The organism is Mesorhizobium sp. 43Arga (assembly GCF_053714255.1).
Window position 1 is genome coordinate 138,017 of the sequence record NZ_JBSKBO010000008.1, and the last position, 23,830, is coordinate 161,846.

Genomic DNA, 23,830 nt, shown 5'->3' on the forward strand with positions numbered 1-23,830 from the left:
ACCGGGGGATCGATACGCAGACTTGTAGTCGTTGCCGCCACCGCTTTTGTGGCCGCTCTCGGCGCGACATCCGGTGTAGCCGTAGGTCGCAAACCCCTTGCTCAGAGATTCGCCACATCATCACGCGGCTGTGATCTGAGGGGGAAAAGCTGCGCGGCGGCCATGCTTTCGTCATTTCCCCGGAGTTGTTAGGATCGTAGCGACTCCCACAACAGCGAGAGCCCAAACTGGGCAGAACAAGGAAACTCCCATGGCTACGACCGCAGCATTGGTCTGGTATCTGGTAATCGCCGGCCCACAGGGCGGCATGGTGGTGCTGCCCAGCACCTTCGACAAGCGTGAACAGTGCACCGCAGCCATCACCGAATATCAGAAGCAGCCGACCCCCGCTGGCTGGTCCGTGCAGTGCGTGCCAAGTGCCTCGCCCTTCACCGACGAAGGCGATGCCGAACAGCCGTCTGCGCAGTAAGCATCCGTCGCAACGAGGCCCGCAGCTGCTGGCTGCGGGCCTTGTTATTTTCAGCGCCGTGCGCTCACGGTCAATTCCGGCTTCTGGCTGATGGTCTGGAACACCACGCAATAGCGCTCGGTCAGCTTCAGCAGTGAATCGATGCGCTCCTGCGGTTCGTCCGTGTCGAGAGCGAAATTGAGCCGGATGGCACGAAAACCGACCGGTGCGTCCTTGGCGACACCGAGCGTGCCGCGAAAATCGAGATCGCCTTCGGCCTCCACCGTGGCAGCGCCGAGCTTGAACTCGAGCGCCGTCGCGACCGCCTTCAGCGTCACTCCGGCGCAGGCCACGAGTGCTTCCAGCAGCATGTCACCGGAGCAGAGCTCGAGGCCTGAGCCGCCGGTTGCCGGATGCAGACCAGCGACAGCGATCGCCCTGCCCGTCTCCACCTTGCAGGCCACCGACTGGTCGTCGATCGAGCCCTTCGCTCTCAGCGTGATCAGCGCCTGCGAGGCGTCGTCGCGATAGGCTTGCTTCAGCGGCGCCTGCATGGCCTTAAGTTCGGCGGCGTCCATTTCGTTGCCTCTTTCGATTTTGCGGCCAGCGAGCAGCATGGCCTCGTCGGATGTCAGATATAAGGGCCGATCGCGTCCTGGAAGCAAGCAATCCCTGCCCCAACGCAAGCTCAGGGCTGGCGTAGCGCTGTGTCGACTTTCACCCGTATAGCTGGGAGCCGAGGCCTGATTTCCCAGTGTCCTCGAGCTATTCCTGTCGCTTCCCGCACCTCTGGTCCGCGCCTATGGCCGATGTCGCCATTCTCGAAACACGCGAAAGGGTTCTCGCCGGCATCCTGCTGACCGGTGCCGCCTATCTCTTGTTTTCGACGCAGGACGCCTCGATCAAGCTGCTGGTTGCCGGCATGACGGTCTGGCAGATCATGTTCTTCCGCAGCATCACCATCCTCGGCGCCTGCGCGGCGATCGGCGGGCGGCAACTGTTTGCCGACACGGTGCGCTCGCCGATCGTGCGGCCGATGCTGGTGCGCAGCGCCTTCACCCTTGCCGCCTGGCTATGTTACTACAACGCCGCCCGCAGCCTGCAGCTCGCCGAACTGACCACCGTCTATTACGCGGCGCCGATCATCGTCACAGTGCTTTCGGTGTTCCTGCTCGGCGAAAAGGTGCCGATGCTGCGCTGGCTGGCGGTTTTGATCGGTTTTGCCGGCGTCTTCGTCGCTTGCGACCCGACCCATCTCGGCCTATCCGTGCCGGTGCTGCTGGTGCTGGCGGCCGCTCTTTTATGGGCCATCGCCGTCGTGCTGCTGCGCAAGACAGCACTCGCCGAGCGCTCGATGATCCAGCTTCTCCTCAATAATTTCTATTTCCTGGTGTTTTCGGCGGTGCCGGCGCTGTTGTGGTGGCATACGCCCGATCTGGCGCAGTTGCTGCTTCTCGCCAGCGTCGGCGCACTCGGCGGCCTGGCGCAATACCTTCTCTTCGAAGGCATGAAGCGCTCGCCGGCGTCGATCCTCGCGCCTCTTGAATACAGCTCGCTGTTATGGGCGTTCGCGCTCGGCTTCGCGATCTGGGGCGACGTACCGCGCCGCGAAGTGTTTGTCGGTGCCGCCCTGATTATCGCCGCAGGGCTGCTGATCGTCGGCGGCGAGCATTTCCGCAAGCGGCTGTGATGTGGATGGCGCTCACTGCTGACCCTACGATGTCAGGACCGGACGGGGTAGGTTGCCGGCATGACTGACGTCTCAGCCGCCAAAACCGAAGCCACCGAACGCACGCTTGGCATCATATTGGTGTCGTCATCGGCCGCGGTGTTCGGCCTGACCGGTGTCTTGACCAAGTCGATCCACGCCGATCCGCTGACGATCACCTGCTGGCGCGGCTTTGTCGGCTCGATCCTGATCAGCCTCTATGTGCTGTGGCGCCGCCATCGCTCGGGCAACCGCGGCACGCTGCGGCTTGGCTGGCGCGGCTGGCTGCTGGCGGTGGAAGGCGCGCTGGCGAGCATCGCCTTCATCTCGGCATTCAAATTCACTTATGTCGCCAATGTCGCGGTCATCTATGCGACGTCGCCCTTCATTGCCGCCCTGCTGGCCTGGGTGCTGGTGCGCGAGCCTTTCCGCCTGCAGACGATGCTCGCGGCGGCCGTGTCGCTGTGCGGTGTAGGCATCATGGTCTGGTCGGGGTTCGGCACCGGCCATCTGTTCGGCGACGGGCTAGCGCTGCTGATGACGGCCGGCAGCGCGCTCTACATGATCATGGTGCGCGCCTTTCGTGACACGCCGGTGGTGTGGGCCGGCGCGGTTTCAGCCTTCCTGCTATTCATTCTCGGCTGGTTCATCACCGATCCCCTGGCGGTGTCGGCAAGGGATGCTGTTCTGCTCGTCACCTTCGGCGCATCCTTCGCATTGTCGTCGATCCTGTGGACGGAAGGCGCGCGGCTTATCCCGGCGCCCGAATCCGGCCTGCTCGGCTCGGCGGAAGTGCCGTTCGCGATCCTGTTTGCCTTGCTTTTCCTGGCCGAGATACCGCCTGTCGCCAGCATGGTCGGGGGCGCCATTGTGCTCTGCGCGGTGTTCGCCCATGCCGGCCGCGACTGGCTGGCAGCCCGCTCACAGCAGGCGGCGTCAAATATTTCTTAAAAAAGTGACACAGTCACGGAACCATCATCGGACTCAGACATTATTGGTGCGACGGGCCACCCCCCAAGTCCCCCCAAACCCCTCGGCCCGTCCTACTTCGAAGCCGACCGCAAGGTCGGCTTTTTCTTTGCTAACAGGCCCGACCGTAGGATCGGCTTTTCCTTGCAAATAGCTGGCGAAAAGGCGTCTCGCCCTGCCAGATCAGCCAGGTGCCCCGGACACCGCCAGGTTGCCGCTGAGCAGCGCCGCGAGATCGCCCGCCGACCCATCGGCTCCGGTACGCAGCCGGATCGCGAATTCGGCCATCGGAACCGGCGGCAGGCCAAGCTCGCGCGGCGCTTCGACAATGCCGGAATGGGCAAAGCGCGGGGTTCGCAAGGTCAGGGCAACGCCGGCATTCACCGCGGTGCGCAGGCCGGCCAGGCTGGCACTGCCGGCGGCGATGCGGTAGCGGCGGCCGGCAGCATCGAGCGCTGCCAGCGCAGCCTCGCGAAAACCGCAATAGGGATCGAGCAGCGCCAGCGGCAGTTCTTCCTGCCGCGAGGCGAGCCCTTTCCCAGCACACAGCCACATCATCGGCTCGCGCAGGACGCCGACCTCGTCCGCCGCGGCCGCCTGGCGCATAACAATCGCCAGATCGAGGCTGCCGGCCTGCAGCGCCTGCGCTAGTTCGGCGGAGCGTCCGACCCGCAATTCGATCCTGACGCGCGGATGGCTGGTGGCGAAGGCACGCAAAAGCTCCGGCAGGCCGCTGTCGGCGAAATCCTGTGTCGTGCCGATGGCGACACGCCCGGCAGCCCGCGCGCCCTTTAGCGCCAGCCAGGCCTCACGGTGCGCGGCAAGGATGCGCCTGGCGTGGCCGACGAGGTCCTCCCCGGTCGGCGTCAGGCCGCGCCCCCTGCCCTGCGGCGCCAGCAGCGGCTCGCCAACGATCTCCTCCAGCCGCTGCATCTGGGCGGTCACGGCCGAAGGCGAACGGCCGACGCTGATGGCCGCCTGCGCCAGCGAACCGCTGTCGACGAAAGCGAGGAAGGTTTTGAGCAGATCGGGATCGAATGTTTCCATAATTCGATAATATCGAATCTTCAATTGAAAACAATTCGATTTTTTTGTCTCAATGATGGTGACATGATCTCTCCAACGGCGATCAGAGGCCGCTAGAACCAAGGAGACGAAAAATGCCCATCATCAATATCAGCGTCACCGGCAAGCCGAACGCCGCTTTGTCCGCCAGCATCGCCAGGGAAATCACCGCGATCACGGCCACGCAGTTGCGCAAGGATCCGACGATCACCGCCGTTGCCGTGTCCTACATCGATCCGCAGCATTGGTTCGCCGGCGGCAAATCATTAGCCGAGCAAGGCACCAACACGTTCTGGCTGGATATCAAGGTGGTCGACGGCACCAACACCAAGCTTGAGCTGGAAGCCTATCTCAAGGCTCTCTTCGATGCCTTCGGCCGCCTGCTGGGTGGTGTGCACGAAGAAAGCTACGCCTTCGTGCATGAGGTGCCGGCAGCCGCCTATGGCTATGGCGGCAAGACGCAGGAGTTCCGCTTCATCAGCGGACGGTTGAAGGCGGCGTAGGGCTCGTTCCTACTCCCTCCGGAGGGAGAAGGAACACCGTCTCTTCCCACATTGACCTAGCGCCCACTTGCGCTACGCTCTGCGCCGACGCGGCCGCGGAAGAGCCGCGGTGACAAAAATCGTTGGGAGAGACGCGGCATGATCCTGACACTGGCGCTGCTTGCGGGTCTTGTCCTGGCCTGGCTGCTGATCGGCGTGGTGGAAAAATTCCGCCTCGGCCTGCGTGTCAGCCAGGCGATGCTCTATGTGCCGTTCAAGCTCACCTACCGGATCAGCGACAGCCGCATCAGGATCGCGCGCAAGGCGCAGGCTCCGGTCATCTACGTCATCTCCCACCAGTCGCGCTTCGAACCGGCGCTGATGCTGTCGCTGCTGCCGGATGACACGCTGCACATCCTCGACGAGGTCTCGGCGCGCTCGCCGTGGCTGGAACCCTGGCGTGAGCTTGGCCGCACGATTGCCTTCAATGCCGAACATCTTTTCGTCAGCCGCCGGCTGGTGCGTGTGCTGAAGGGCAAGGGCCGGCTCGCCGTCTATCTGCCGGACGCCGTCGAGCCGGACGTCAAGACGTTCCGGCTGTTTCGCGCCGTCACCCGCATTGCCATGCAGGCCGACGCCCGCATCGTGCCGATCTTTGTCGCCGGCGCGCGCAGCCTGCCTGTGTCCCTGACGCCGGCGGCCAAGGCTCCGCGGCACTGGTTTCCGCAGCTCTCGATGAGCGTACTGGAGCCGATGACCGTCGCCGAACTGGTGGCGCGCAATCCGGACCAGGCCTCGAACACCAATGCGCTGTTCGACCGCGTCGCCGAGGCCCGGCTTTTCGGCAATGACCTCGACCGCGGCCTGTTCCTGGCCATGCGCGATGCGGCAGCCAGGGTCGGCGCCTCGCATCCAATCATCGAGGATGTCATCTCGGGCGCGCTGAGCTACCGCAAGATGTTCATCGGCGCCCGCGTGCTGGGCAGGCGTTTCGAGGCGGTGACGGCGCCAGGCGAGGCGGTGGGGATAATGCTGCCCAACGCCAATGGCGTCGTGATGTCATTCGTCGGCCTTGTGTCGGCGGGACGGGTGGCGGCGATGATCAACTACACGGCCGGGCCGGCGAGCGTCACCGCCGCCGTACGCACGGCCGTCATCCGCACCGTCATCTCTTCGCGCGCCTTCGTCGAGAAAGCCGATCTTGCCGATATCGTCGCCGCGGTCGAAAAGGGCGGGGCCAGGCTGCTGTGGCTGGAAGATGTTCGGACCGGCGTCACCGCGCTGGACAAGCTTGCCGCCGCCTTGCTGTGGCGTTTGCCGCTGCAGCGCCAGGACGCGGCCAAGCCGGGCGTGATCCTGTTCACCTCAGGCTCGGAAGGCACGCCAAAGGCGGTTGTCCTGTCGCAAAGGAACCTCCTCGCCAATGCCATGCAGGCCGAGGCGCGCATCACCATCTCGCCGGCCGATATCCTACTCAACGTGCTGCCGGTGTTCCATTCCTTCGGCCTGACGGGCGGCACCATCCTGCCGCTGGTCACCGGGGTAAAGCTGTTCCTCTACCCCTCGCCGCTCCACTACAAGATCATCCCCGAGATCGCCCGCAAGGTGCAGCCAACGGTCATGTTCGGCACCGACACTTTCCTCGCCAACTATGCGCGCACAGCCAAGGACGGCGATTTCTCCAGCCTGCGCTTCGTCGTTGCCGGCGCCGAGGCGGTGAAGCCGGAAACCCGCCGCGTCTATCGCGAGCGCTTCCAGGCCGAGATCATCGAAGGTTTCGGGCTGACCGAGGCCGCCCCCGTGGTCGCCGTCAACACCGCCATCCACGGCCGCGATGGTACGGTCGGCCGGCTGTTGCCGGCCATGCGCATGAAGCTGGAGCCGGTCGAAGGCATTTCGGACGCCGGCCAGTTGTGGCTCGATGGCCCTAATCTGATGATGGGCTACATGACCGCCGACCGCCCCGGTGAGCTGCAGCCGCTGAGCGGCTGGCATGACACCGGCGACATCGTCGCCGTCGACCGCGAAGGCTTCATCACCATTCGCGGCCGCGCCAAGCGCTTCGCCAAGATCGCCGGCGAGATGGTGTCGTTGGGCGCGGTCGAGATGCTGGTGCAGTCGCTGTGGCCGGAAGAACGCCATGCGGCGGTGGCGGTGCCCGACAAGAGGCGCGGCGAGCGCATCGTGCTGGTCACCACCGCCGACGATGCCAATCCCGAAGAATTGCGCCAGTTCGGCAAGAAAGCCGGGGCCGCCGAACTCATGGTGCCCAACGACATCGTCAAGGTAGAAGAAATCCCGGTGCTTGGTTCCGGCAAGACCGATTATGTCTCGACCAGGAAGCTGGCGATCGACAGGCTGGGACTGGGCGTGGCTGCTTAATCTCCCCCCTTGAGGGGGAGATGTCGCCAAAGGCGACAGAGGGGGTTGGTTCGACAGGGCTCGACCTATTCCACAAATGGACGATAGCGCTTCACTCGCGAGGACCCCCTCTTGCCGCTTCGCGGGCATCTCCCCCTCAAGGGGGGAGATTAAGGTGCGCTAACCTATGTCCGAAGGTGGCACCTTTTCGCCTTCGAGCTTGGCGCGCTTGGAATAGGCGCGCACGGAAAACGGCAGGAAGATCAGATAACCCGCGACCGACGCCGTCAGCGTGTACCAGGGATAGGTCATCAGCAAGAGGATGTAGAGCACGACGGCGAGAATGACCGGCAGCACCCTGTCGCCCGGGATCTTGATGCTCTTGCCGGAATAGACCGGCAGCCGGCTGACCAGCAGGAAAGCGACCAGGATCGTGAAGCCGGTGGCGACGAAGGCGGCCGGCCGGCTTGGCTCCAGCCCGAGCCTCAGGAAGAACAGATAGAGCGGCAGCATCACCAGCACCGCGCCCGCCGGCGCCGGCACGCCGACGAAATATTCCGACTGCCACAGCGGACGGTCGGCCTTCTCGTCGTCGAGCACGTTGAAGCGGGCGAGCCTGAGCCCGCAGGCGATGGCGAACAGCAGAGCGGCGATCCACCCCGGCGAGCCGGCGCGGTCGAGCAGGAAGGCATAAAGCACCAAGGCCGGCGCGACACCGAAATTGACAATGTCGGCGAGCGAATCCATCTGCGCGCCGAATTTCGAAGTCGCCTTCAGCATGCGTGCGAGCCGACCGTCGATGCCATCGAGAAAGGCAGCCAGCAGCACCATCACCACCGCCGTCTCGAAGCGGTCTTCGAAGGCAAAGCGGATGCCAGACAGGCCGGCGCAGATGGCGAGCACGGTGACCAGATTGGGCAGCACCATGCGCATCGGGATCTCGCGGATGCGCGGACCGCCGCTGGCATGGGCCTCGAACTTCTTGAACGGCGCGCCCAAGGCTCAGGAAATCCGCACAAGGGGAGTGCCGGCGACACCGCCGAATTCGGCGAGCACGGTTTCACCACCGACCGCCGTCTGGCCAACGGCAACGCGTGGCGTCGCGGTCAAGGGCAGGAACACGTCGACGCGCGAGCCGAAGCGGATCAGGCCGAAACGCTCGCCGGTGCCGATCGAAGCGCCGGCCTCGGCCCAGCAGACGATGCGGCGCGCCACCAGGCCGGCGATCTGGACGGCAGCCACCGTGCCATTGGGGCTCTCGATGACAAGGCCGTTGCGTTCGTTCTCGGTGCTGGCCTTGTCGAGTTCGGCGTTGAGGAATTTTCCCGGCCGATGTTCGATCTTGGCGATACGGCCGCGTACGGGCGATCGGTTCACATGGCAGGAAAAGACATTCATGAACACCGAGATGCGGGTCATCTCGACATTGCCGAGGCCAAGCTCGCGCGGCGGCACGGCCGGTCCTACGGCCGAGATGATGCCATCGGCGGGGCTCACCACCAGGCGATCGTCGACCGGCGTGACACGCTCGGGGTCGCGGAAGAAATAGACGCACCAGGCGGTCAGGATCAGGCCGATCCAGAACAGGATCGAGGAGAAATAGCCAAGGAACAGTGTGCCCGCGCCAAAGGCCGCGATGAAGGGATAGCCTTCGCGATGGATCGGTACGAACGCGTTCTTGACCGTATCGACAAGGCTCATCGGGCTGGGGCGGCTCCGTTTCAGGTCGGGCCTCAATAGCTGAAAGCCCCCTTCGCCGCAACGCAACAATCGGCGACGCCGCATTGGCTGCGGCTGGCGGGCGCGACGATGAGCAACAGCACGTGCGATATTGGCGGTATTCCTGAACGAAATAACAAAGCGGCTGTCGGAAAGAAGGCCCCTCGCCCGTCCTTAGTGAGACAGCAATCTTTCCAAGGTCCTTTCAGCCATGATGGCGCGCAACGAGGAGTTCCCCATGCAGATACAACCGGCTACCCCGGCGCGCCTCGTTACCGCGGGCCTCGCCTTCGGTGAATCACCGCGCTGGCATGACGGACGCCTGTGGGTCTGCAACTGGGGCACGGGCGAGATCGTCGCGATCGACGCCGACGGCAATCGCGAAATCATGCTCACCGTGCCTGCCGTCCTGCCCTATTCCATCGACTGGCTGCCGGATGGCCGGCTGCTGGTCGTCTCAGGCCGCGAAGGCTTGCTGCTGCGACAGGAAGTGGATGGCAGGCTTGTCACCCATGCCGATCTGCGCGGCCGATCGAAAAGCCCGTGGAACGAGATCGTCGTCGACGGGCGCGGCAACATTTATGTGAATGGCGGCGGGCCGGCGCCGGCTGCCGGTGAGTATTTCGGCCCGGGCACCATCGTGCTGATCACGGCGGACGGCGCGGTCCGGCTAGTGGCCGACAACATCGCCTTTGCCAACGGCATGGCGGTGACCCCGGACAACAAGGCGCTGATCCTTGCCGAATCCCATGGCAACCGGCTGACCGCCTTCGATATCGCCGCCGACGGCAGCCTGTCCAACCGGCGCGTCTGGGCCGACCTCGACGGTTATCCCGACGGCATCTGCCTCGATGCCGAAGGCGCGGTCTGGTACGCGGATGTTCCCAACAAGCACTGCGTGCGGGTGCGCGAAGGCGGCGAGGTGCTGCAGACCGTCACCGTCGATCGCGGCTGCTTCGCCTGCATGCTGGGCGGCGCGGACAGGAGGACGCTGTTCATCGTCGCCGCCGAATGGCGCGGCTTCGAGCACATGGTCAGCGACGCCCGCACCGGCCAGGTGCTCAGCATTGAAGCGCCGGCACCGGGCGTCGGCTGGCCGGGCTAGAGCCCGGGAATCCGCTGATAGTTGGCGATGTCGGCCCGCACGCCGAGGCGCGCTATCGTCTCCTGCGGATTGAAAGCGATGCGCTCATGCGCGGCCTTGACGATCGGCACGACCTTGTCGACGGCCGCCTGGCTTTCCCATTCGACGATCGTCACCAGGTTGAATTCGCCCGGCCCCGAAAATTGCTCGAGTAGGAAATCCTGCACGAAACCCTGCTGCTGGCGCAGCAATTCATGCGTCGCCCTGACCTTGACGAGGATCTCCTCGCGGGCGGCGGCCGGGACGATGAACTTGTCCACCCTGAACACGCTGCCGCCGTTGACGTTCTGATTTATGTCGTTCATTTCGATTGTTCCGTTCCTGGATGATGGTGTTTTCGGGCTCCAGGACCGGCGTACAATCTCAACTTAAGTCGAGGTCAAGCGGATTTTTTCCCTCTCCCCTTGAAGGAAAGTGGCGTCAATTTACCTCCGACGTCCGCCGGCGAACGATGACGCCGAGCTCGTCGCCCTCGCGGGCGAGGCGCAGGCGCTCCTCGGCTTCGGTCGCCTCGCGCTGGCGGTCCCACATCGAGGCATAGAGGCCGTGCTTGCGCATCAGCTCGACATGGGTGCCGCGTTCGGCGATCTGGCCGTCCTTGAGCACAATGATCTCGTCGGCGGAGATCACTGTCGACAGACGGTGGGCAATCACAATGGTGGTGCGGCCCTTGCTGACGAGATCGAGCGCGGCCTGGATCTCCTGCTCGGTGTGGCTGTCCAGCGCCGAAGTCGCTTCGTCGAGCATCAGGATCGGCGGCGCCTTCAGGATGGTGCGGGCGATCGCCACGCGCTGCTTTTCGCCGCCGGAAAGCTTCAGCCCGCGCTCGCCAACCATCGACTTGTAGCCGTCCGGCAGCTTTTCGATGAACGGCCCGATCTGGGCGAGTTCGGCGGCCTTGCGGACTTCCTCCTCGCTCGCGCCGACGCGGCCGTAGCGGATGTTGTAGGCGATGGTGTCGTTGAACAGCACGGTATCCTGCGGCACCATGCCGAGCACCGCGCGCAGGCTGTCCTGGGTGACATCCCGGATGTCCTGGCCGTCGATCAGCACCTGGCCGGCCTGCACGTCGTAGAAGCGGAACAGCAGCCGCGAAATGGTCGACTTGCCCGCGCCCGACGGCCCGACAATGGCGACCGTCTTGCCGGCCGGCACCTCGAAGGAAACACCCTTCAGGATCTTGCGGTTCGGATCATAGGAGAAATGCACGTCGCGAAACTCGACCTTGCCAGCGCCGACGGTTAGCGGCTTGGCGTCCGGTCTGTCGACGATCTCCTGCGGCACGTCGAGGAGGTCGAACATATGCTCGATATCGGTCAACCCCTGCCGGATTTCGCGGTAGATGAAGCCGATGAAGTTGAGCGGCACGGAAAGCTGCACCAGCATGGCGTTGATGAAGACGAAATCGCCGACGCTCTGCGTATGGGCCTGCACCTCCAGCGCCGACATGCACATGACGACGACCGTGCCGAGGCCGAAGATGACGCCCTGGCCAAAATTCAGCCAGCCGAGCGAGGTCCAGGTCTTGGTGGCGGCGATCTCGTAGCGCGCCATCGAACGGTCGAAGCGGTCGGCTTCCATGCGCTCATTGGTGAAGTATTTGACCGTCTCGAAATTGAGCAGCGAGTCGATCGCCTTGGTGTTGGCGTCGGTGTCGCTGTCGTTCATGTCGCGGCGGATCGAGATGCGCCAGTCGCTGGCCTTGACCGTGAACCAGACATAAAGCCAGACGGTGATCGCCACCACGGCCACATATTTCCAGCCATAGGTGAAACCGAATATGCCGGCGGTCAGCGCGAATTCGAGGATGGTCGGCGCTGTGTTGAGCATGATGAAGCGCACGATGGTCTCGATACCCTTGGTGCCGCGCTCGATGATGCGCGACAAGCCGCCGGTGCGGCGCTCCAGATGGAAGCGCAGCGACAGCTGGTGCATGTGAACGAAGGTGCGGAACGCAAGCTGGCGCACCGCATGCTGGCCGACACGGGCAAACAGCGCATCGCGCAACTGGTTGAAGCCGAGCTGGACCAGCCTCAGCACATTGTAGGCAACGACCAGCATCACCGGGGCCAGCAGGAAAGACGGCAGCGGCGGCGGCGTTTTGGCCCCTCCCGCCAACGCATCGGTTGCCCATTTGAAGAAATAGGGACCAGCGACCAGCGTCACCTTGGCAACGACCAGCAGCAGCGTCGCCCAGGTGACGCGTGCCCTGAGATCGGCGCGGTCGGCCGGCCACATATAGGGCCACAAATTGCGCAATGTGGCGAGCGTTGAGGTGTCGGCGGAGACGGTCTTTTCGGCCACTTTTCTTGCCTTTCGGGTGAGAGGGTCAGCGGCCGGAGCAGCAGGAATCGACGAGGGCGTTCAGCGATGCCGATACGTCGGCAAGGGCTGCGCGATCAACGGCATAGCGCGAGCGCTGGCGGTCGGGCTCGAAACGGACCAGGCCAGCCTCGACCAGTATTTTCAGATGCTGGGACACGGTGGACTGCGCCAGATCGAAACGGTCGACGACCTCGCGGCAGCAGCAGGAATTGCTGGCCGAGAGGTGTTTCAGTATCTCAATGCGGGCCGGATGCGACAACGCCGCAAATCGCGTCGCGACGGCGTGGCTATCCGAGCCGCGGTTGGGTAGAGCGCCGGCAGCGCGGTCTGGTTCGAGGGTGGATTCTGTCATCGTTCATCGGCGATAGACGATGAACGGCACCACCGCAAGCTACTCTTCCGGGCAGATCGGACGGCGGCTAAAAGCCTCGCGCCGAACCGGATTCATGCGACGCGCTTTAGGCCCTTGTTTCCATGCATGTCGTTCGGCCCAAAACCGAGGTCACTTTTGGGCGACATGCATCAATGCTCCGGGAGGGATTTCTCGATCCCTGGAATATCGGCAATCTGCTCAGCCAGAAACTCGACCAGCAAGCGCACCCTTGCGACGCCCGCGCGCTCCGGAACAATCAACATATTCAGCGGGACTGACGGCAGCGCATAATCCGCAAGGATCGTCTCCAGCAAGCCGGCCGCCAGAAGATCGTCCACAAGCCATCGATGCGCCGGCGCGATCCCGCGAGCGGCGATCATGGCCTGCCGCGCGGCGAGCCCATGATCGATACGCAGTCGCCCCGCGAACGGCACCGTGTGGCGTTCACCGCCGGCGCCCTGCAAGGCAAGCGTTTCGCTGCCCGCGACGTTCGACATCCGTATGCCCTCATGCCGGGACAGATCCGAAGGGACGACCGGTCGTCCCTTCGCCGCCAGATAGTCCGGAGAGGCCACGAGCAGACGCCGCGACTGGCCGAGGGCCCGCAGCTTCAACGAGCTGTCCGTGAGCGGCCCCAGCCGAAGCGCGATATCGACACCCTCGCGGACGAGGTCCACCCGTTCATCCGTGAGGCTGAGGTCAACCCCGATGTCGGGATGACGGTCCTGAAAAGCGAAGATCAGCCGGCTGACGTGCAAGACACCGAAAGCCGCCGTACAGCTTATCCGGATCGTGCCGGCGGGCGCGCCACGCGTGCCCCGGGCCTCATCGCTGGCCTGTTCGACGAGGCGCAGGATCTGAACGCTATTGGCATAGTAGCGGCTGCCTTCGGCGGTCATCGTGACACGCCGGGTCGTCCTGCTGAGCAAAGGCACGCCAACAGCTTCTTCGAGCTCCCGCACGTGCCGCGTGATCGTTGACTGCCCGACACCAAATTCCCGTGCGACGGCCGACAGGCTGCCACGCTCGGCCACGCGAACGAAGCTGCGCATGCGCTCGAATGTAATGTCTGACTTATCCATTATTCGGCACAATATTATGCATTACCTGCATATAGCGGATTGAACGGCCATTGGCTACCTTCCCGTCAGTTTCCTCAACATTGGATCTAACCCATGAAAGTTCTCCTCGTCTTCGCTCACCCTGAATCACGCTCGCTGAGCGGCGCCCTTCGTGACGTCGCCATAACGGAACTCGAGGCTCAAGGGCATGAGGTGCGCGTGTCGGACCTGTATGCCGATGGCTGGAAATCCGAGATCGATCGCGCCGACTTCCCTTCGCTGGAACCCGATGCGCGGCTCATCCCGGTCGCGGCTTCCAAGAAGGGTTTCGAGGCCAACACCCTAACCGGCGATGTGAAGGCCGAGATCGAGAAGCTCCTGTGGGCCGACACCTTGATCCTGCAGTTCCCGCTCTGGTGGTTCGCCATGCCGGCAATCCTCAAGGGCTGGGTCGACCGTGTGTTCGCCTACGGATTCGCTTATGGCGTTGGTGAGCATAGCGATCGGCGCTGGGGCGATCGCTATGGCGAGGGCACCCTTGTCGGAAAACGCGCCATGTTGATCGTGACCGCAGGAGGCTGGGAGGAGCACTACACGCCGCGCGGGATCAATGGCCCCATCGACGACCTGCTGTTTCCGATCAATCACGGGATCCTCTACTACCCCGGATATGACGTGCTTCCGCCATTCGTGGTCTACAAGGTCGATCGTCTCGACGAGACCGGCTTCGAGCCCGTGGCTGAACGGCTGCGTGACAGGATGCGGACACTGGCGACGACGGCGCCCATCCCATATCGTCGGGAAAATGGCGGAGATTATCTCATTCCGAGCATGAATCTCCGCCCTGATCTGGGCGATCCCGGTGCAAACGGTTTCGCGCTTCACTCCAACCAAGCAGGCGATGCCAGCTGATTGATGCGGGCTTCTACTGCGTCTTGGTCGGCGCCTTCGTCGCCTGCTCGCCCATTGCCTTGAGGTCGGCGGCTTCACCTTCCTTGGACTTTTCCGGAACCTTGAACACCTGGCCGGGCCAGATGTGGTTGGGATCCCTGATCTGGTCCTGGTTGGCGAGATAGATGGTGGAATAGCGCACGCCGTGGCCGTAGACGCGTCGCGAAATCCGCCACAGCGTGTCGTTGCGGCGGATGATGACCGCGCCGTCGGCATGTTCGAGTTTGGGCGCCACGGCCTCCGGCACGTCGCTTGGCGGTGTGGCCGCAGCGACAACGGCCGGAGTCTTTGCCGATGCGGCAGGAGCCGGAGAGGCGGGTGCTTCGGCGGCTGCCGGTGCGGCCGGCTTGGTCTCAGCGGGCTTGGCATCCGCCGGCTTGGTCCCGGCAGGCGCCACGGCGGCAACCGCTTCGCCCGGCTCGCGCTCGAACGGCACCGCGGCGCGGGCCACGACCTTCACGCCGTCGGCATCGAGGCCGTCGACATGGATGGTGTAGCTGCCGACTGGAATGTCGCGCGTCGCCTCGATGAGGAAATGACCGTCCGGCGATGTCAGCGCGTCACCAAGCAGGATGTCGTTGGCATAGGCGCGCACCTTGCGGCCGGGATCGGCGAGACCGGCGACGAATATCTTGTTGCCGTCGATCTCGACCGCCTCGACGACGATCTTGGGTTCGCCCACGGCGCCGGGCGGTGTTGCCGGTGCGGCGGGCGCCGGAGCAGCAGTTGCGGGCGCTTGACCGGCCGGAGCTGGCGCCGGTGCGGCCGGAGCGGCAGCCTGGTCGCCGGTGGCAGGTGCTGCCGGTTTGGTCTCGGGCGCGGGAACCGTCAGCAGTTCGGCCGGCTTGCCCGGCTCTTCGACCATGGCCAGCACCTGGCCAGCGGCATTCTTGGGAACCGAAACGACAGCGGTCTGGACCGAGACGGTCACGACCGTGCCGACGGTCGAATGCAGGGTAATGGTATAGTCGCCAGGCTTCAGCGGATCGTCGAGCACGATGACAAAGGCGCCATCGGGACCCGCCACCGTCGAGCCAAGCACCATCGTGCCGCTCAGGATCTCGACCTTTGAATTGGGCGCTGCATTGCCGGCGATGACGATCGAGCCATTGCTCTCGACGCGCACGACATCGAAAGTCGGTGCGGTCGGGCCAGCCGCGGCGGGTGCGGCCGGTGCGGGCGCCGCCGGAGCCGTAGCCTCTGTCGCGGGCGCGGCTGGAGTAGTCGCCTGCGGCGCCGCGGCTGGAGCAGCCGGCACCGCCGGCGCCGGCAGCCGCCCTTCCGTGCCGGGATCAGCCGGTTTCGGCGCCTCGGGCGGCGTCAAGGCCGCAACCTTCGCCGGCGGCGTCGGATGAAGATACGGGTCGAGTGCGCCCGATACATAGGCGGTTCCCGCGGCCGCGACGGTCCCACCCGCCGCGAACAGGAACGCCTTCAGTGGATTAATTGCCATATTTCCCTACCCCTTAGCCACCTAATGCCGGTCTAGCGTGTTTTGCCAATGCCGACAAGAAAAACGGGCCGTCAAGAAAAAGCCTGGCTTGTCAACCCTTAGGGCTTGACCACGCTTTCAGACCCAATCACCAATCATCCGCATGAACACGATTCGATCCGTCTGCGTCTATTGCGGCTCGTCTCCGGGCCGCAATGAAATCTATGCGAAGGCCGGGCACCTGCTCGGACGCTCGATTGCCAAAGCGGGCCTGCGGCTGATCTATGGCGGCGGTACCAAAGGCATTATGGGCGCCGTCGCCGAAGGCGCGCTCAAGGCCGGCGGCAAGGTGACCGGCATCATTCCCCGCTTCCTGATCAACAGGGAAGCAACTGAAACCGCGCTCGACCGGCTCGACGAGTTGCTGATCACCGACAACATGCACGAGCGCAAGCACAAGATGTTCGAGAAATCCGACGCCTTTGTGGCGCTGCCTGGCGGCATCGGCACAGTCGAGGAAATCGTCGAGATCATGACCTGGGCGCAACTCGGCCACCACCGCAAGCCGATCGTCTTCGCCAATGTCAACGGATTCTGGGACCCGATGACGGCGTTGCTTGATCACATGACGGCAGAGGGCTTCATCCACACCGCGCAACGGGTCAAGCCGCTGGTCATCAACGACCCGGAGGCCGTCGTCGCCGCCATCATGGTGGCAGGCTCCTCCGTCGACGCCCCGACCGAGGGCGTGCAGTCGGTGATAGACAAGATGTAGGGAATAGGCAGTAGGGAATAGGACTTGCCTACTGCCTACTGCCTACTGCCTTCCGCAAATCCCCAATCACCGCGCGCTCATCCCGCCGGCGCCAGGCGAGATAAATCGCCACGCTGCGCTTGAACCAGGGAAGGTCGCGGAAGACTATTCCCGGCGGCGCGGCGCTTCGCAGGCTTTCCTGCACCGTCGCCAGGCCTAGTCCTGCGCTGACCAGGCCAAGCGAGGTCAAGGGATCGGCGGTCTCATAGGCGATGTCGGGCACGAAGCCGGCCTCGATGCAAGCGGCCAGGAACTGGCCGCGGTTGGTGTCGGCGGGCTGGCGCACCACAGTGACCCACGGGCGTCCGTCGAGATGATGCGGGCCGATGTCGGCGACAGCCGTAAGCGCATCGCCCTCGGGTATCGCCAGCACCAACGGCTCGCGACGGACCAGCATCGAGGCAATTTCAGGATAGTCGGCCGGTGGCGGCGAATAGACCAGGCCGAGATCGAGCGTGCGCTGGCGCAGCCCTTCCAGTTGCGCGGCGGAACGCAGGCTCATCAGGCTGAGATGCAATTGCGGCCGCTCGCGGCGGAATTGCCCGAGCATGCGGGCGACCAGTCCGGCATGCACGGCCCCCTCGACATAGCCGATGGCGAGACGGCCGACAGCGCCGCCGGCGAGGTTGCGGCCGAACTCCTCCACGCGCCCCGCATTGGCGAGCAGCGCGCGGGCCTCGGTGAGGAAGGCGCGGCCCTCGGCATTGAGGTGAACCCGCTGCCTTGCCCTCTCGAATAGGGTGACGCCCAGTTGCTCCTCGAGCTGCATGATCTGCCGGCTGAGCGGCGATTGCGAGATGTGCAGGATTTCGGCGGCGCGACCGACATTTCCGGTTTCGGCGACGGTGATGAAGTAGCGGAGCTGGCGCAGGTCGAACACTTTTTCTCCAACGATTAGTCCATACAGGTCTCAACTTTATCCTAATTAGTCTTGGACAGTCTGACCATCCCCAGGGAATAGTGGGTCATCCAACCAGAGGAGACCGACATGCAGTTCTTTGCCCTTCTCACACGCAACACCGCAAAGTTTGGCGACGCCGACTTTGCGCCGCTTCTGCCAGGCGAGGCCGAACAGCGCCGCACCCTCTACGCCGAAGGCGCGGTGCGCCAGGTCTGGAACCGTGGCGACATCCCCGGCAGCGGCATGATGTTCGAGGCGGGCGACGACGCCGAAGTGCGCGGCCATCTCGCCACCTTGCCGCTGATCAAGGCCGGCATGATGGAGATTACCGCCATCGTGCCGCTCAACCCTTATCCCGGATTTGGGCCGAAGCGCTGAGTTATCCCAGTCGCGATGCGGTGGCGGTGAAGGCGTCGTCACCGCGCTCCCTGCTCGGCACAACAAGATCGGCAGATGTCAAGAAACTGTCACACGAAACCGGCTTCTCGCATGCTAAGACCTTGCAGTTGAACCGCTTGCCCGTTCCGTTGCTTGGATCATCTGGAGAAGCGACCGTGAACATCGCCCTCCCCGCCGAAGGCACCGACCTTTCGCCCTATTTGCCCGATGAACACGGGCTGTTCTTCATCTACCATTTCACCGCTGAAGGCGTGCGCACCAAGGATCCAGCGCAAGCCCGCTGGACCTGGCGCAGCTACCAGATCACCGACCTCCACGCTCGCCAGGAGATCGGCGCCGAGCAGGCTCTGCCGGCCCCGGCGCGCGACGCATTCCTTGCCCCCAGCCATGGCTGCCACATCGATTATGAGGATGGCTGGCTCTATGGCGATCTGCCGGACCTCAAGCACGATTTCTCGGAGGCGCGCGGGCTCGTCCATTTCCGCTTCGCCTTCAACGACACGATATTGATCGGCGCCCGCAAACAGCCGCTGGAGTCGGTCGACGCCATCCGCAAGGCGGTGGAGAATGGATCGCGGAAATTCCGCTCGCCGTCGGACCTGATCGAGGCTGTCATGGGCCAATCGCTCGACGGCATGTCGGGTGAGCTCGGCAAGCTTGGCGATGCGCTCGACGGCATAGAGGACCGCGTCGTGCGCGATGCATGGCACAATGAACGCCAGGCGCTGGTCGAGGCGCGCCGGCAACTGGTGGTGATCCACCGGCAGATGGCGACGCTCACCAATCTTTTCCGGCATCTCGACCATTCGCATCGCGACGAGCTGCCTGACCCGATCAATGACATGGCGGCCAGACTCTCGCACCGGGCACTCACCCTCTATAATGACGGCGAGCAGTTGCAGGCACGCACAAGGCTGTTGCAGGACGAGCTGATGGCGAAACTGACCATGCAGTCGAACCAGCTTCTCTACATTCTCTCCGTCATGACGGCGGTGCTGTTGCCGATGACCATCATCTCAGGCCTGTTCGGCATGAATGTCGGCGGTTTGCCCCTGGTCGACACGCCGATGGGTTTCTGGGTGGTGACGGCGATTTCGCTGCTGATCGCCGGCGTGACGTACCTTTTCGTCAGGCGGCTCGGGCAGATGTAGCCGCGGTCCGTCGCGCCGTGACCAGCATCGACCAGGAATACATCGCCAGCGCCGTCCAGATCAGGGCAAAGGCAATGGCTTGTGCCGTGCCGAACGGCTCATCGAAGATCAGAACCGCGATCAGGAAAACCATGGTCGGCGCGATGTATTGCATGATGCCGATGGTCGAGAGGCGCAAAAGCTTGGCGCCGAACGCAAACAAAAGCAGGGGCACCGAGGTGACCGGGCCGCAGCCGATCAGCAACGCCGTGTCGGTGCCTGTGCTGGATACGATGTGGTCCTGTCCCGTCGCGATCAGGTAGACGATATAGCCGAGAGCCGGCACGGACAGCAAAAGCACTTCGAGCAGAAAGCCCTGGCTCGGGCCGATCGGCAGCGTCTTGCGGAAGAAGCCGTAGGCGGCGAAGGAAAACGCCAGCGCCAGCGACACCCAGGGCAGCTTGCCGCCCTCGATTGTCAGCACCGTGACGGCGACCGTCGCCAGCACCACCGCCGCGATCTGCAGACGGTCGAGTCGCTCGCCAAGCAACAGCGCACCGACGACGACGCTGACCAGCGGGTTGATGTAATAGCCAAGCGCGGTCTCGACAGTGCGGTCGACGGCGATAGCCCAGACGTAAATGCCCCAGTTGACCGAGATCAGCGCCGCCGTCAGCGCCGCCATGGCGATGGTGCGGGGGGAGCGAATTGCCGCCTTGAAGTCCGCTGTGCGGCCGGCCCAAACCAGAACCGCTGCGGCGATCGGCACCGACCAGACGATGCGGTGCGCGATCACCTCGGCAAGCGGCAGATGCGCCACGGCCTTCATGTAGAAAGGCAGCAACCCCCACAAGAGATAGGCGCCCAGCGCCAGCAGGAAGCCGCGACGGGCCTTTGATTCTGCGTCCAGGGTAATTGCTTCAGTGACCATGGCCCAACGCTATGGCCCAGTAACCTTGGCAAGACCATCACAAAGTTCTGATGGATCAATGGACTTTCGCTGATGGTTCAACCTTATTCGGCGGCCACCAGCCCGGCCATCTCACGGTTCTTCATCAGCTTGTAGATGATCGAATCCATCAGCGCCTGGAACGAAGCGTCGATGATGTTTTCGGAAACCCCGACCGTCCACCAGCGCGCGCCGGTGCCGTCATGCGATTCGATCAGGACGCGGGTGATGGCCTCGGTGCCGCCATTGAGGATACGCACCTTGAAGTCGGCGAGTTCGAGATCGACGATCTCGCTCTGATATTTGCCGAGATCCTTGCGCAGCGCGATGTCGAGCGCGTTGACCGGACCATGGCCTTCCGCCACCGACATCTTCTCCTCGCCGTCGACTTCGACCTTCACGATGGCCTCGGAGACGGTCTTCAGATTGCCGTTGGCGTCGAAGCGGCGCTCGACCATGCAGCGGAATGAGGTGACATTGAAGAACTCCGGCAGGCCGTGCAGCATCTTGCGCGCCAGGAGCTCGAAGGATGCGTCGGCGCCCTCATAGGCATAGCCCTCGGCCTCGCGCTCCTTGACGACTGATATCAGCGCGTCGAGCCGGTGATCGTCCCTGGGCACCTCGATGCCGCGCCGCTTCAGCTCGGCGAGGAAATTGGCCTTGCCGCCCTGGTCGGAGACCATGACGCGGCGGCGGTTGCCGACGGATTCGGGCGGCACATGCTCATAGGTCGCCGGTTCCTTGGCCAGGGCGGAGGCATGGATGCCGGCCTTGGTGGCGAAAGCCGAGGCGCCGACATAGGGCGCCTGCGCTTCCGGCGCGCGGTTCAGCAATTCATCGAAGGCACGCGACAGCCGCGAAATACCGGTCAGCGCGTCGGCCGAAATGCCGGTCTCGAAGCGATCCGCGAAAGCCGGCTTCAGCGCCAGCGTCGGCACGATCGAGATCAGATTGGCATTGCCGCAGCGCTCGCCGATGCCGTTCAGCGTGCCCTGGATCTGGCGCACGCCAGCCTCGACCGCGGCCAGCGAATTGGCAACCGCCTGGCCCGTGTCGTCGTGGGCGTGGATACCCAGATGATCGCCGGAAATGCCCGAGTCGATGACCTTGTCGACGATGGCACGAACTTCCGATGGCTGCGTGCCGCCATTGGTGTCGCACAACACCACCCAGCGCGCGCCGGCGTCGTATGCCGTCCTGGCGCAGGCCAGCGCATAGTCCGGATTGGCCTTGAAGCCATCGAAGAAATGCTCGCAGTCGACCAGCGCTTCCTTGCCGGAGACGACAGCGGCCTCGACCGACGCCTTGATGGCTTCGAGGTTTTCCTCGTTCGTACAGCCGAGCGCGACGCGGACATGATAATCCCAGCTCTTGGCGACGAAGCAGATGGCGTCGGATTTCGACTGCACAAGCGCCGCAAGGCCGGGATCGTTGGATGCCGACACCCCTGCCCGCTTGGTCATGCCGAAAGCAACGAATTTGGCGCTTGCCGTGCGCCTCTGCTGGAAGAAGGCCGTGTCGGTCGGATTGGCGCCGGGATAGCCGCCCTCGACATAGTCCATGCCGAAATCGTCGAGCAGTTTTGCAATCGCGATCTTGTCCTCGACGGAAAAGTCGATGCCCGGCGTCTGCTGGCCATCGCGCAATGTGGTGTCGAAGAGATAGAGGCGCTCGCGGGTCATGGTCATTTGCCTGCAAATTTGTCCGTCGCGCGGATCAGCCGGTCGAGGATGCCGGGTTCCGAATAGGCATGGCCGGCGCCCTCGATCAGATGGAAATCGGCCTTCGGCCAGGCCTTGTGCAGCGCCCAGGCGTAACGTGCCGGACACGGCATGTCGTAGCGGCCATGGACGATGGTGCCGGGAATATCCTTGAGCTTCCAGGCATCGCGCAGCAGCTGCCCCTCCTCCAGCCAGCCGGCATGGACGAAATAATGGTTCTCGATGCGGGCGAATGCGACGGCATAGTCGTCCTCGCCAAACTTGCCGCTGGTTTCCGGTTCCGGCAGCAGCGTGATGGTTTCGCCTTCCCACAGGCTCCAGGCGCGCGCCGCTTCCAGCTGCGCCTTGCGGTCCGAGCCGACCAGCCGCGTGCGGTAGGCCGCCATCATATCGCCGCGCTCGGCCTCGGGAATCGGCGCCACGAAACGCTCCCACTTGTCGGGGAACATCTCGGAGACGCCGAACTGATAATACCATTCGAGCTCGGCGCGGGTCAGTGTGTAGATGCCGCGCACCACCAGTTCGCTGACGCGATCGGGATGCGTCTCGGCATAGGCGAGCGCCAGCGTCGAGCCCCAGGAGCCACCGAACACCAGCCATGTGTCGAAGCCGGCCATCTCGCGCAGCCGTTCTATGTCGGCGACGAGATGCCAGGTCGTGTTGGCCTCCAGCGAGGCGTTCGGCGTCGATTTTCCGCAACCGCGCTGGTCGAACAGGATGACGTCGTAGAATTTTGGATCGAACAGCCGCCGGTGTTTGGGCGAGATGGTGCCGCCCGGCCCGCCATGCAGGAACACGGCCGGCTTGGCGCCCTTGGTGCCGGAACGCTCCCAATAGACCTGATGGCCGTCGCCGACATCGAGCATGCCTGAGTCGAACGGTTCGATCTCCGGGTAGAGGGTGCGCAAGCTCATAATTTCAGGCCCTGCTGCGGCCAGTTGGCCGTTTCGTGATCGGGATGTTGGAAGGAGATGATCTGCTCCTGCCTTGCGTAGTAGTCGGGGTCGTCATGGACCGGCGCCGCGAAGATCTTCTCCACCCAGGGCAGCCGGGACGCGTAATTGACCTGAATTTGTGGCGCCAGATCCAAGCGGTCGTCGAAGGCGCCGATGGCAATCTCGAGTCCGCCGGGCTGGCGGTAGCTCAACGGCGTGCCGCAACGGGCGCAGAAGCCGCGATCGATGTCGACTGAAGACTGGAAATAGCTCGGTTCCTCATGCGTCCATTCGACACCATCGCTGGGCACCGTCACCAGCGCGCCGAAGAACGAGCCGAACTGCTTCTGGCACATGCGGCAATGGCAGATGGACGGCCGCCCGAGCGCCCCCTTGATGCGGAAGCGCACGGCGCCGCACTGGCAGCCGCCGGCCCGGACAGTCTCGGTCATAGTCTTTCCTCCGGCGGCCATTGGTCGGTGTCGTGATCGGGATGCTGGTAGGAGACAAGCTCGGCGAGATAGGGAGCCGAGCCCATGTCCGCCATCGTGTCCTCGCCCGGCAGTTGCGGGATCGAATCCACATAAGGCAGTTTTGCCTCCGTGCCCCACTGAATGGTCGGTGCGATACCGGCCGGATCGTCGAAGGCGGCGATCGCCAGCGCCATGCCGTCGGGCGCCTCGAAGGTCAGCGGCGTGCCGCATTCGGCGCAGAAGCCGCGCCAGGCGGCATTGGAGGAACGGAAACGCTTGGGCTCGCCGCGTGTCCAGTCAACCCTGGCGCCGCGCACCGAGACCAACGGCAGGTAAAAATTGCCGCTCGCCTTCTGGCACATCCGGCAGTGGCAGATCGAGGCGTCGCCAAGCGCGCCTTCGACACGGAAGCGCACCGCGCCGCATTGGCAGCCGCCTGTGTAGACCGGCCGGTTGTCAAGGCTCATCAC

25 protein-coding genes are annotated in these 23,830 nt (G+C 64.0%); 10 read left to right on the top strand and 15 right to left on the bottom strand.

Translation table 11 applies throughout. The features are described 5' to 3' along the window. Positions 1 to 250 precede the first annotated feature (250 nt). On the top strand, positions 251 to 469 hold the full coding sequence (locus ACWGS8_RS25405) for a hypothetical protein (RefSeq protein WP_010915155.1): 219 nt from the start codon (positions 251 to 253) through the stop codon (positions 467 to 469). Positions 470 to 519: 50 nt separating this feature from the next. Here ACWGS8_RS25405 and ACWGS8_RS25410 read toward each other — a convergent pair whose 3' ends face one another. Further along, the gene (locus ACWGS8_RS25410; RefSeq protein WP_454583484.1) at positions 520 to 1,026 is read right to left on the bottom strand and encodes an OsmC family protein; all 507 of its coding nucleotides are present in this window, start codon (positions 1,024 to 1,026) and stop codon (positions 520 to 522) included. A 224-nt stretch (positions 1,027 to 1,250) separates the two neighbouring features. Here ACWGS8_RS25410 and ACWGS8_RS25415 point away from each other — a divergent pair, with 224 nt between their 5' ends. Next, positions 1,251 to 2,138: a DMT family transporter gene (locus ACWGS8_RS25415; protein ID WP_454583485.1), complete on the top strand. Its 888-nt coding sequence runs from the start codon at positions 1,251 to 1,253 to the stop codon at positions 2,136 to 2,138. Positions 2,139 to 2,198: 60 nt separating this feature from the next. Beyond that, positions 2,199 to 3,107 (top strand): DMT family transporter, encoded by a 909-nt coding sequence (locus tag ACWGS8_RS25420; RefSeq protein WP_454583486.1) that lies wholly within the window; start codon positions 2,199 to 2,201, stop codon positions 3,105 to 3,107. 201 nt (positions 3,108 to 3,308) lie between these two features. On the opposite strand, the gene ACWGS8_RS25425 is transcribed toward ACWGS8_RS25420, so the two are convergent. Continuing rightward, positions 3,309 to 4,172: a LysR substrate-binding domain-containing protein gene (locus tag ACWGS8_RS25425; RefSeq protein ID WP_454583487.1), complete on the bottom strand. Its 864-nt coding sequence runs from the start codon at positions 4,170 to 4,172 to the stop codon at positions 3,309 to 3,311. A 113-nt stretch (positions 4,173 to 4,285) separates the two neighbouring features. Here ACWGS8_RS25425 and ACWGS8_RS25430 point away from each other — a divergent pair, with 113 nt between their 5' ends. Next, complete coding sequence (locus ACWGS8_RS25430) at positions 4,286 to 4,693, top strand: tautomerase family protein (protein WP_454583488.1); 408 nt, start codon at positions 4,286 to 4,288, stop codon at positions 4,691 to 4,693. A gap of 138 nt (positions 4,694 to 4,831) precedes the next feature. Beyond that, positions 4,832 to 7,054, top strand: coding sequence for an AMP-binding protein (locus ACWGS8_RS25435; protein ID WP_454583489.1), 2,223 nt, complete (start codon positions 4,832 to 4,834; stop codon positions 7,052 to 7,054). A gap of 159 nt (positions 7,055 to 7,213) precedes the next feature. Here the strand turns inward: ACWGS8_RS25435 and ACWGS8_RS25440 are convergent, their stop codons facing one another. After that, positions 7,214 to 8,032 carry a CDP-alcohol phosphatidyltransferase family protein gene (locus ACWGS8_RS25440; RefSeq protein WP_454583490.1) on the bottom strand — a complete coding sequence of 273 codons (819 nt, stop codon included), beginning with the start codon at positions 8,030 to 8,032 and terminating at the stop codon, positions 7,214 to 7,216. A 3-nt stretch (positions 8,033 to 8,035) separates the two neighbouring features. After that, positions 8,036 to 8,818, bottom strand: coding sequence for a phosphatidylserine decarboxylase (locus tag ACWGS8_RS25445; RefSeq protein WP_454583491.1), 783 nt, complete (start codon positions 8,816 to 8,818; stop codon positions 8,036 to 8,038). Between the two features lie 172 nt (positions 8,819 to 8,990). Here ACWGS8_RS25445 and ACWGS8_RS25450 point away from each other — a divergent pair, with 172 nt between their 5' ends. Next, entirely contained in the window at positions 8,991 to 9,857 is an 867-nt protein-coding gene (locus tag ACWGS8_RS25450; protein ID WP_454583492.1) for an SMP-30/gluconolactonase/LRE family protein, read from the top strand. Here ACWGS8_RS25450 and ACWGS8_RS25455 read toward each other — a convergent pair. The 4 genes from ACWGS8_RS25455 to ACWGS8_RS25470 all read right to left on the bottom strand — a co-directional run bounded on the left by ACWGS8_RS25455 (position 9,854) and on the right by ACWGS8_RS25470 (position 13,676). After that, a complete protein-coding gene (locus ACWGS8_RS25455; RefSeq protein ID WP_454583493.1) occupies positions 9,854 to 10,201 on the bottom strand; it encodes an antibiotic biosynthesis monooxygenase in 348 nt (115 codons plus the stop codon). The two genes, ACWGS8_RS25450 and ACWGS8_RS25455, sit on opposite strands and share 4 nt — an antisense overlap. A 115-nt stretch (positions 10,202 to 10,316) precedes the next feature. Continuing rightward, the gene (locus ACWGS8_RS25460) at positions 10,317 to 12,200 is read right to left on the bottom strand and encodes an ABCB family ABC transporter ATP-binding protein/permease (RefSeq protein WP_454583494.1); all 1,884 of its coding nucleotides are present in this window, start codon (positions 12,198 to 12,200) and stop codon (positions 10,317 to 10,319) included. Between the two features lie 25 nt (positions 12,201 to 12,225). Then, complete coding sequence (locus ACWGS8_RS25465) at positions 12,226 to 12,573, bottom strand: ArsR/SmtB family transcription factor (protein WP_454583495.1); 348 nt, start codon at positions 12,571 to 12,573, stop codon at positions 12,226 to 12,228. 170 nt (positions 12,574 to 12,743) lie between these two features. Further along, the gene (locus ACWGS8_RS25470) at positions 12,744 to 13,676 is read right to left on the bottom strand and encodes a LysR family transcriptional regulator (RefSeq protein WP_454583496.1); all 933 of its coding nucleotides are present in this window, start codon (positions 13,674 to 13,676) and stop codon (positions 12,744 to 12,746) included. Positions 13,677 to 13,769: 93 nt separating this feature from the next. Here ACWGS8_RS25470 and ACWGS8_RS25475 point away from each other — a divergent pair, with 93 nt between their 5' ends. Continuing rightward, positions 13,770 to 14,567 carry an NAD(P)H-dependent oxidoreductase gene (locus tag ACWGS8_RS25475; protein WP_454583497.1) on the top strand — a complete coding sequence of 266 codons (798 nt, stop codon included), beginning with the start codon at positions 13,770 to 13,772 and terminating at the stop codon, positions 14,565 to 14,567. Positions 14,568 to 14,580: 13 nt separating this feature from the next. Here ACWGS8_RS25475 and ACWGS8_RS25480 read toward each other — a convergent pair whose 3' ends face one another. Then, entirely contained in the window at positions 14,581 to 16,059 is a 1,479-nt protein-coding gene (locus ACWGS8_RS25480) for a LysM peptidoglycan-binding domain-containing protein (protein WP_454583498.1), read from the bottom strand. A 142-nt stretch (positions 16,060 to 16,201) separates the two neighbouring features. Here ACWGS8_RS25480 and ACWGS8_RS25485 point away from each other — a divergent pair, with 142 nt between their 5' ends. After that, positions 16,202 to 16,813, top strand: a complete 612-nt coding sequence (locus ACWGS8_RS25485) for an LOG family protein (protein WP_454583499.1) — start codon at positions 16,202 to 16,204, stop codon at positions 16,811 to 16,813. A gap of 28 nt (positions 16,814 to 16,841) precedes the next feature. On the opposite strand, the gene ACWGS8_RS25490 is transcribed toward ACWGS8_RS25485, so the two are convergent. After that, positions 16,842 to 17,732 (bottom strand): LysR substrate-binding domain-containing protein, encoded by an 891-nt coding sequence (locus ACWGS8_RS25490; protein WP_454583500.1) that lies wholly within the window; start codon positions 17,730 to 17,732, stop codon positions 16,842 to 16,844. Between the two features lie 108 nt (positions 17,733 to 17,840). Between ACWGS8_RS25490 and ACWGS8_RS25495 the strand changes: the two genes are divergently transcribed. After that, the gene (locus ACWGS8_RS25495) at positions 17,841 to 18,131 is read left to right on the top strand and encodes a muconolactone Delta-isomerase family protein (RefSeq protein WP_454583501.1); all 291 of its coding nucleotides are present in this window, start codon (positions 17,841 to 17,843) and stop codon (positions 18,129 to 18,131) included. A gap of 176 nt (positions 18,132 to 18,307) precedes the next feature. After that, complete coding sequence (locus ACWGS8_RS25500; protein WP_454583502.1) at positions 18,308 to 19,303, top strand: transporter; 996 nt, start codon at positions 18,308 to 18,310, stop codon at positions 19,301 to 19,303. Here the strand turns inward: ACWGS8_RS25500 and rarD are convergent. From rarD to ACWGS8_RS25525, 5 genes are all read right to left on the bottom strand, one after another. Then, the gene (gene rarD / locus ACWGS8_RS25505; RefSeq protein WP_454583503.1) at positions 19,281 to 20,213 is read right to left on the bottom strand and encodes an EamA family transporter RarD; all 933 of its coding nucleotides are present in this window, start codon (positions 20,211 to 20,213) and stop codon (positions 19,281 to 19,283) included. The genes ACWGS8_RS25500 and rarD overlap by 23 nt on opposite strands. A gap of 83 nt (positions 20,214 to 20,296) precedes the next feature. Further along, entirely contained in the window at positions 20,297 to 21,919 is a 1,623-nt protein-coding gene (gene cimA / locus ACWGS8_RS25510; protein WP_454583504.1) for a citramalate synthase, read from the bottom strand. After that, complete coding sequence (pip, locus tag ACWGS8_RS25515) at positions 21,916 to 22,866, bottom strand: prolyl aminopeptidase (RefSeq protein ID WP_454583505.1); 951 nt, start codon at positions 22,864 to 22,866, stop codon at positions 21,916 to 21,918. The genes cimA and pip overlap by 4 nt, the downstream gene beginning before the upstream one ends. Further along, entirely contained in the window at positions 22,863 to 23,339 is a 477-nt protein-coding gene (locus tag ACWGS8_RS25520) for a GFA family protein (RefSeq protein WP_454583506.1), read from the bottom strand. The genes pip and ACWGS8_RS25520 overlap by 4 nt, the downstream gene beginning before the upstream one ends. Further along, complete coding sequence (locus ACWGS8_RS25525; RefSeq protein WP_454583507.1) at positions 23,336 to 23,827, bottom strand: GFA family protein; 492 nt, start codon at positions 23,825 to 23,827, stop codon at positions 23,336 to 23,338. The genes ACWGS8_RS25520 and ACWGS8_RS25525 overlap by 4 nt, the downstream gene beginning before the upstream one ends. Positions 23,828 to 23,830: the final 3 nt, after the last annotated feature.

Excerpts from the sequence above, each read along its gene's own strand:
- ACWGS8_RS25405 (WP_010915155.1), top strand. The coding sequence starts at position 251 with ATGGCTACGACCGCAGCATTGGTCTGGTATCTGGTAATCGCCGGCCCA.
- rarD (WP_454583503.1), bottom strand. The coding sequence starts at position 20,213 with ATGGTCACTGAAGCAATTACCCTGGACGCAGAATCAAAGGCCCGTCGC.
- ACWGS8_RS25410 (WP_454583484.1), bottom strand. The coding sequence starts at position 1,026 with ATGGACGCCGCCGAACTTAAGGCCATGCAGGCGCCGCTGAAGCAAGCC.
- ACWGS8_RS25425 (WP_454583487.1), bottom strand. The coding sequence starts at position 4,172 with ATGGAAACATTCGATCCCGATCTGCTCAAAACCTTCCTCGCTTTCGTC.
- ACWGS8_RS25470 (WP_454583496.1), bottom strand. The coding sequence starts at position 13,676 with ATGGATAAGTCAGACATTACATTCGAGCGCATGCGCAGCTTCGTTCGC.
- ACWGS8_RS25420 (WP_454583486.1), top strand. The coding sequence starts at position 2,199 with ATGACTGACGTCTCAGCCGCCAAAACCGAAGCCACCGAACGCACGCTT.
- ACWGS8_RS25485 (WP_454583499.1), top strand. The coding sequence starts at position 16,202 with ATGAACACGATTCGATCCGTCTGCGTCTATTGCGGCTCGTCTCCGGGC.
- ACWGS8_RS25465 (WP_454583495.1), bottom strand. The coding sequence starts at position 12,573 with ATGACAGAATCCACCCTCGAACCAGACCGCGCTGCCGGCGCTCTACCC.
- ACWGS8_RS25435 (WP_454583489.1), top strand. The coding sequence starts at position 4,832 with ATGATCCTGACACTGGCGCTGCTTGCGGGTCTTGTCCTGGCCTGGCTG.
- ACWGS8_RS25495 (WP_454583501.1), top strand. The coding sequence starts at position 17,841 with ATGCAGTTCTTTGCCCTTCTCACACGCAACACCGCAAAGTTTGGCGAC.
- ACWGS8_RS25475 (WP_454583497.1), top strand. The coding sequence starts at position 13,770 with ATGAAAGTTCTCCTCGTCTTCGCTCACCCTGAATCACGCTCGCTGAGC.
- ACWGS8_RS25520 (WP_454583506.1), bottom strand. The coding sequence starts at position 23,339 with ATGACCGAGACTGTCCGGGCCGGCGGCTGCCAGTGCGGCGCCGTGCGC.
- ACWGS8_RS25455 (WP_454583493.1), bottom strand. The coding sequence starts at position 10,201 with ATGAACGACATAAATCAGAACGTCAACGGCGGCAGCGTGTTCAGGGTG.
- ACWGS8_RS25415 (WP_454583485.1), top strand. The coding sequence starts at position 1,251 with ATGGCCGATGTCGCCATTCTCGAAACACGCGAAAGGGTTCTCGCCGGC.
- pip (WP_454583505.1), bottom strand. The coding sequence starts at position 22,866 with ATGAGCTTGCGCACCCTCTACCCGGAGATCGAACCGTTCGACTCAGGC.
- cimA (WP_454583504.1), bottom strand. The coding sequence starts at position 21,919 with ATGACCATGACCCGCGAGCGCCTCTATCTCTTCGACACCACATTGCGC.
- ACWGS8_RS25525 (WP_454583507.1), bottom strand. The coding sequence starts at position 23,827 with ATGAGCCTTGACAACCGGCCGGTCTACACAGGCGGCTGCCAATGCGGC.
- ACWGS8_RS25450 (WP_454583492.1), top strand. The coding sequence starts at position 8,991 with ATGCAGATACAACCGGCTACCCCGGCGCGCCTCGTTACCGCGGGCCTC.
- ACWGS8_RS25480 (WP_454583498.1), bottom strand. The coding sequence starts at position 16,059 with ATGGCAATTAATCCACTGAAGGCGTTCCTGTTCGCGGCGGGTGGGACC.
- ACWGS8_RS25430 (WP_454583488.1), top strand. The coding sequence starts at position 4,286 with ATGCCCATCATCAATATCAGCGTCACCGGCAAGCCGAACGCCGCTTTG.
- ACWGS8_RS25445 (WP_454583491.1), bottom strand. The coding sequence starts at position 8,818 with ATGCGGCGTCGCCGATTGTTGCGTTGCGGCGAAGGGGGCTTTCAGCTA.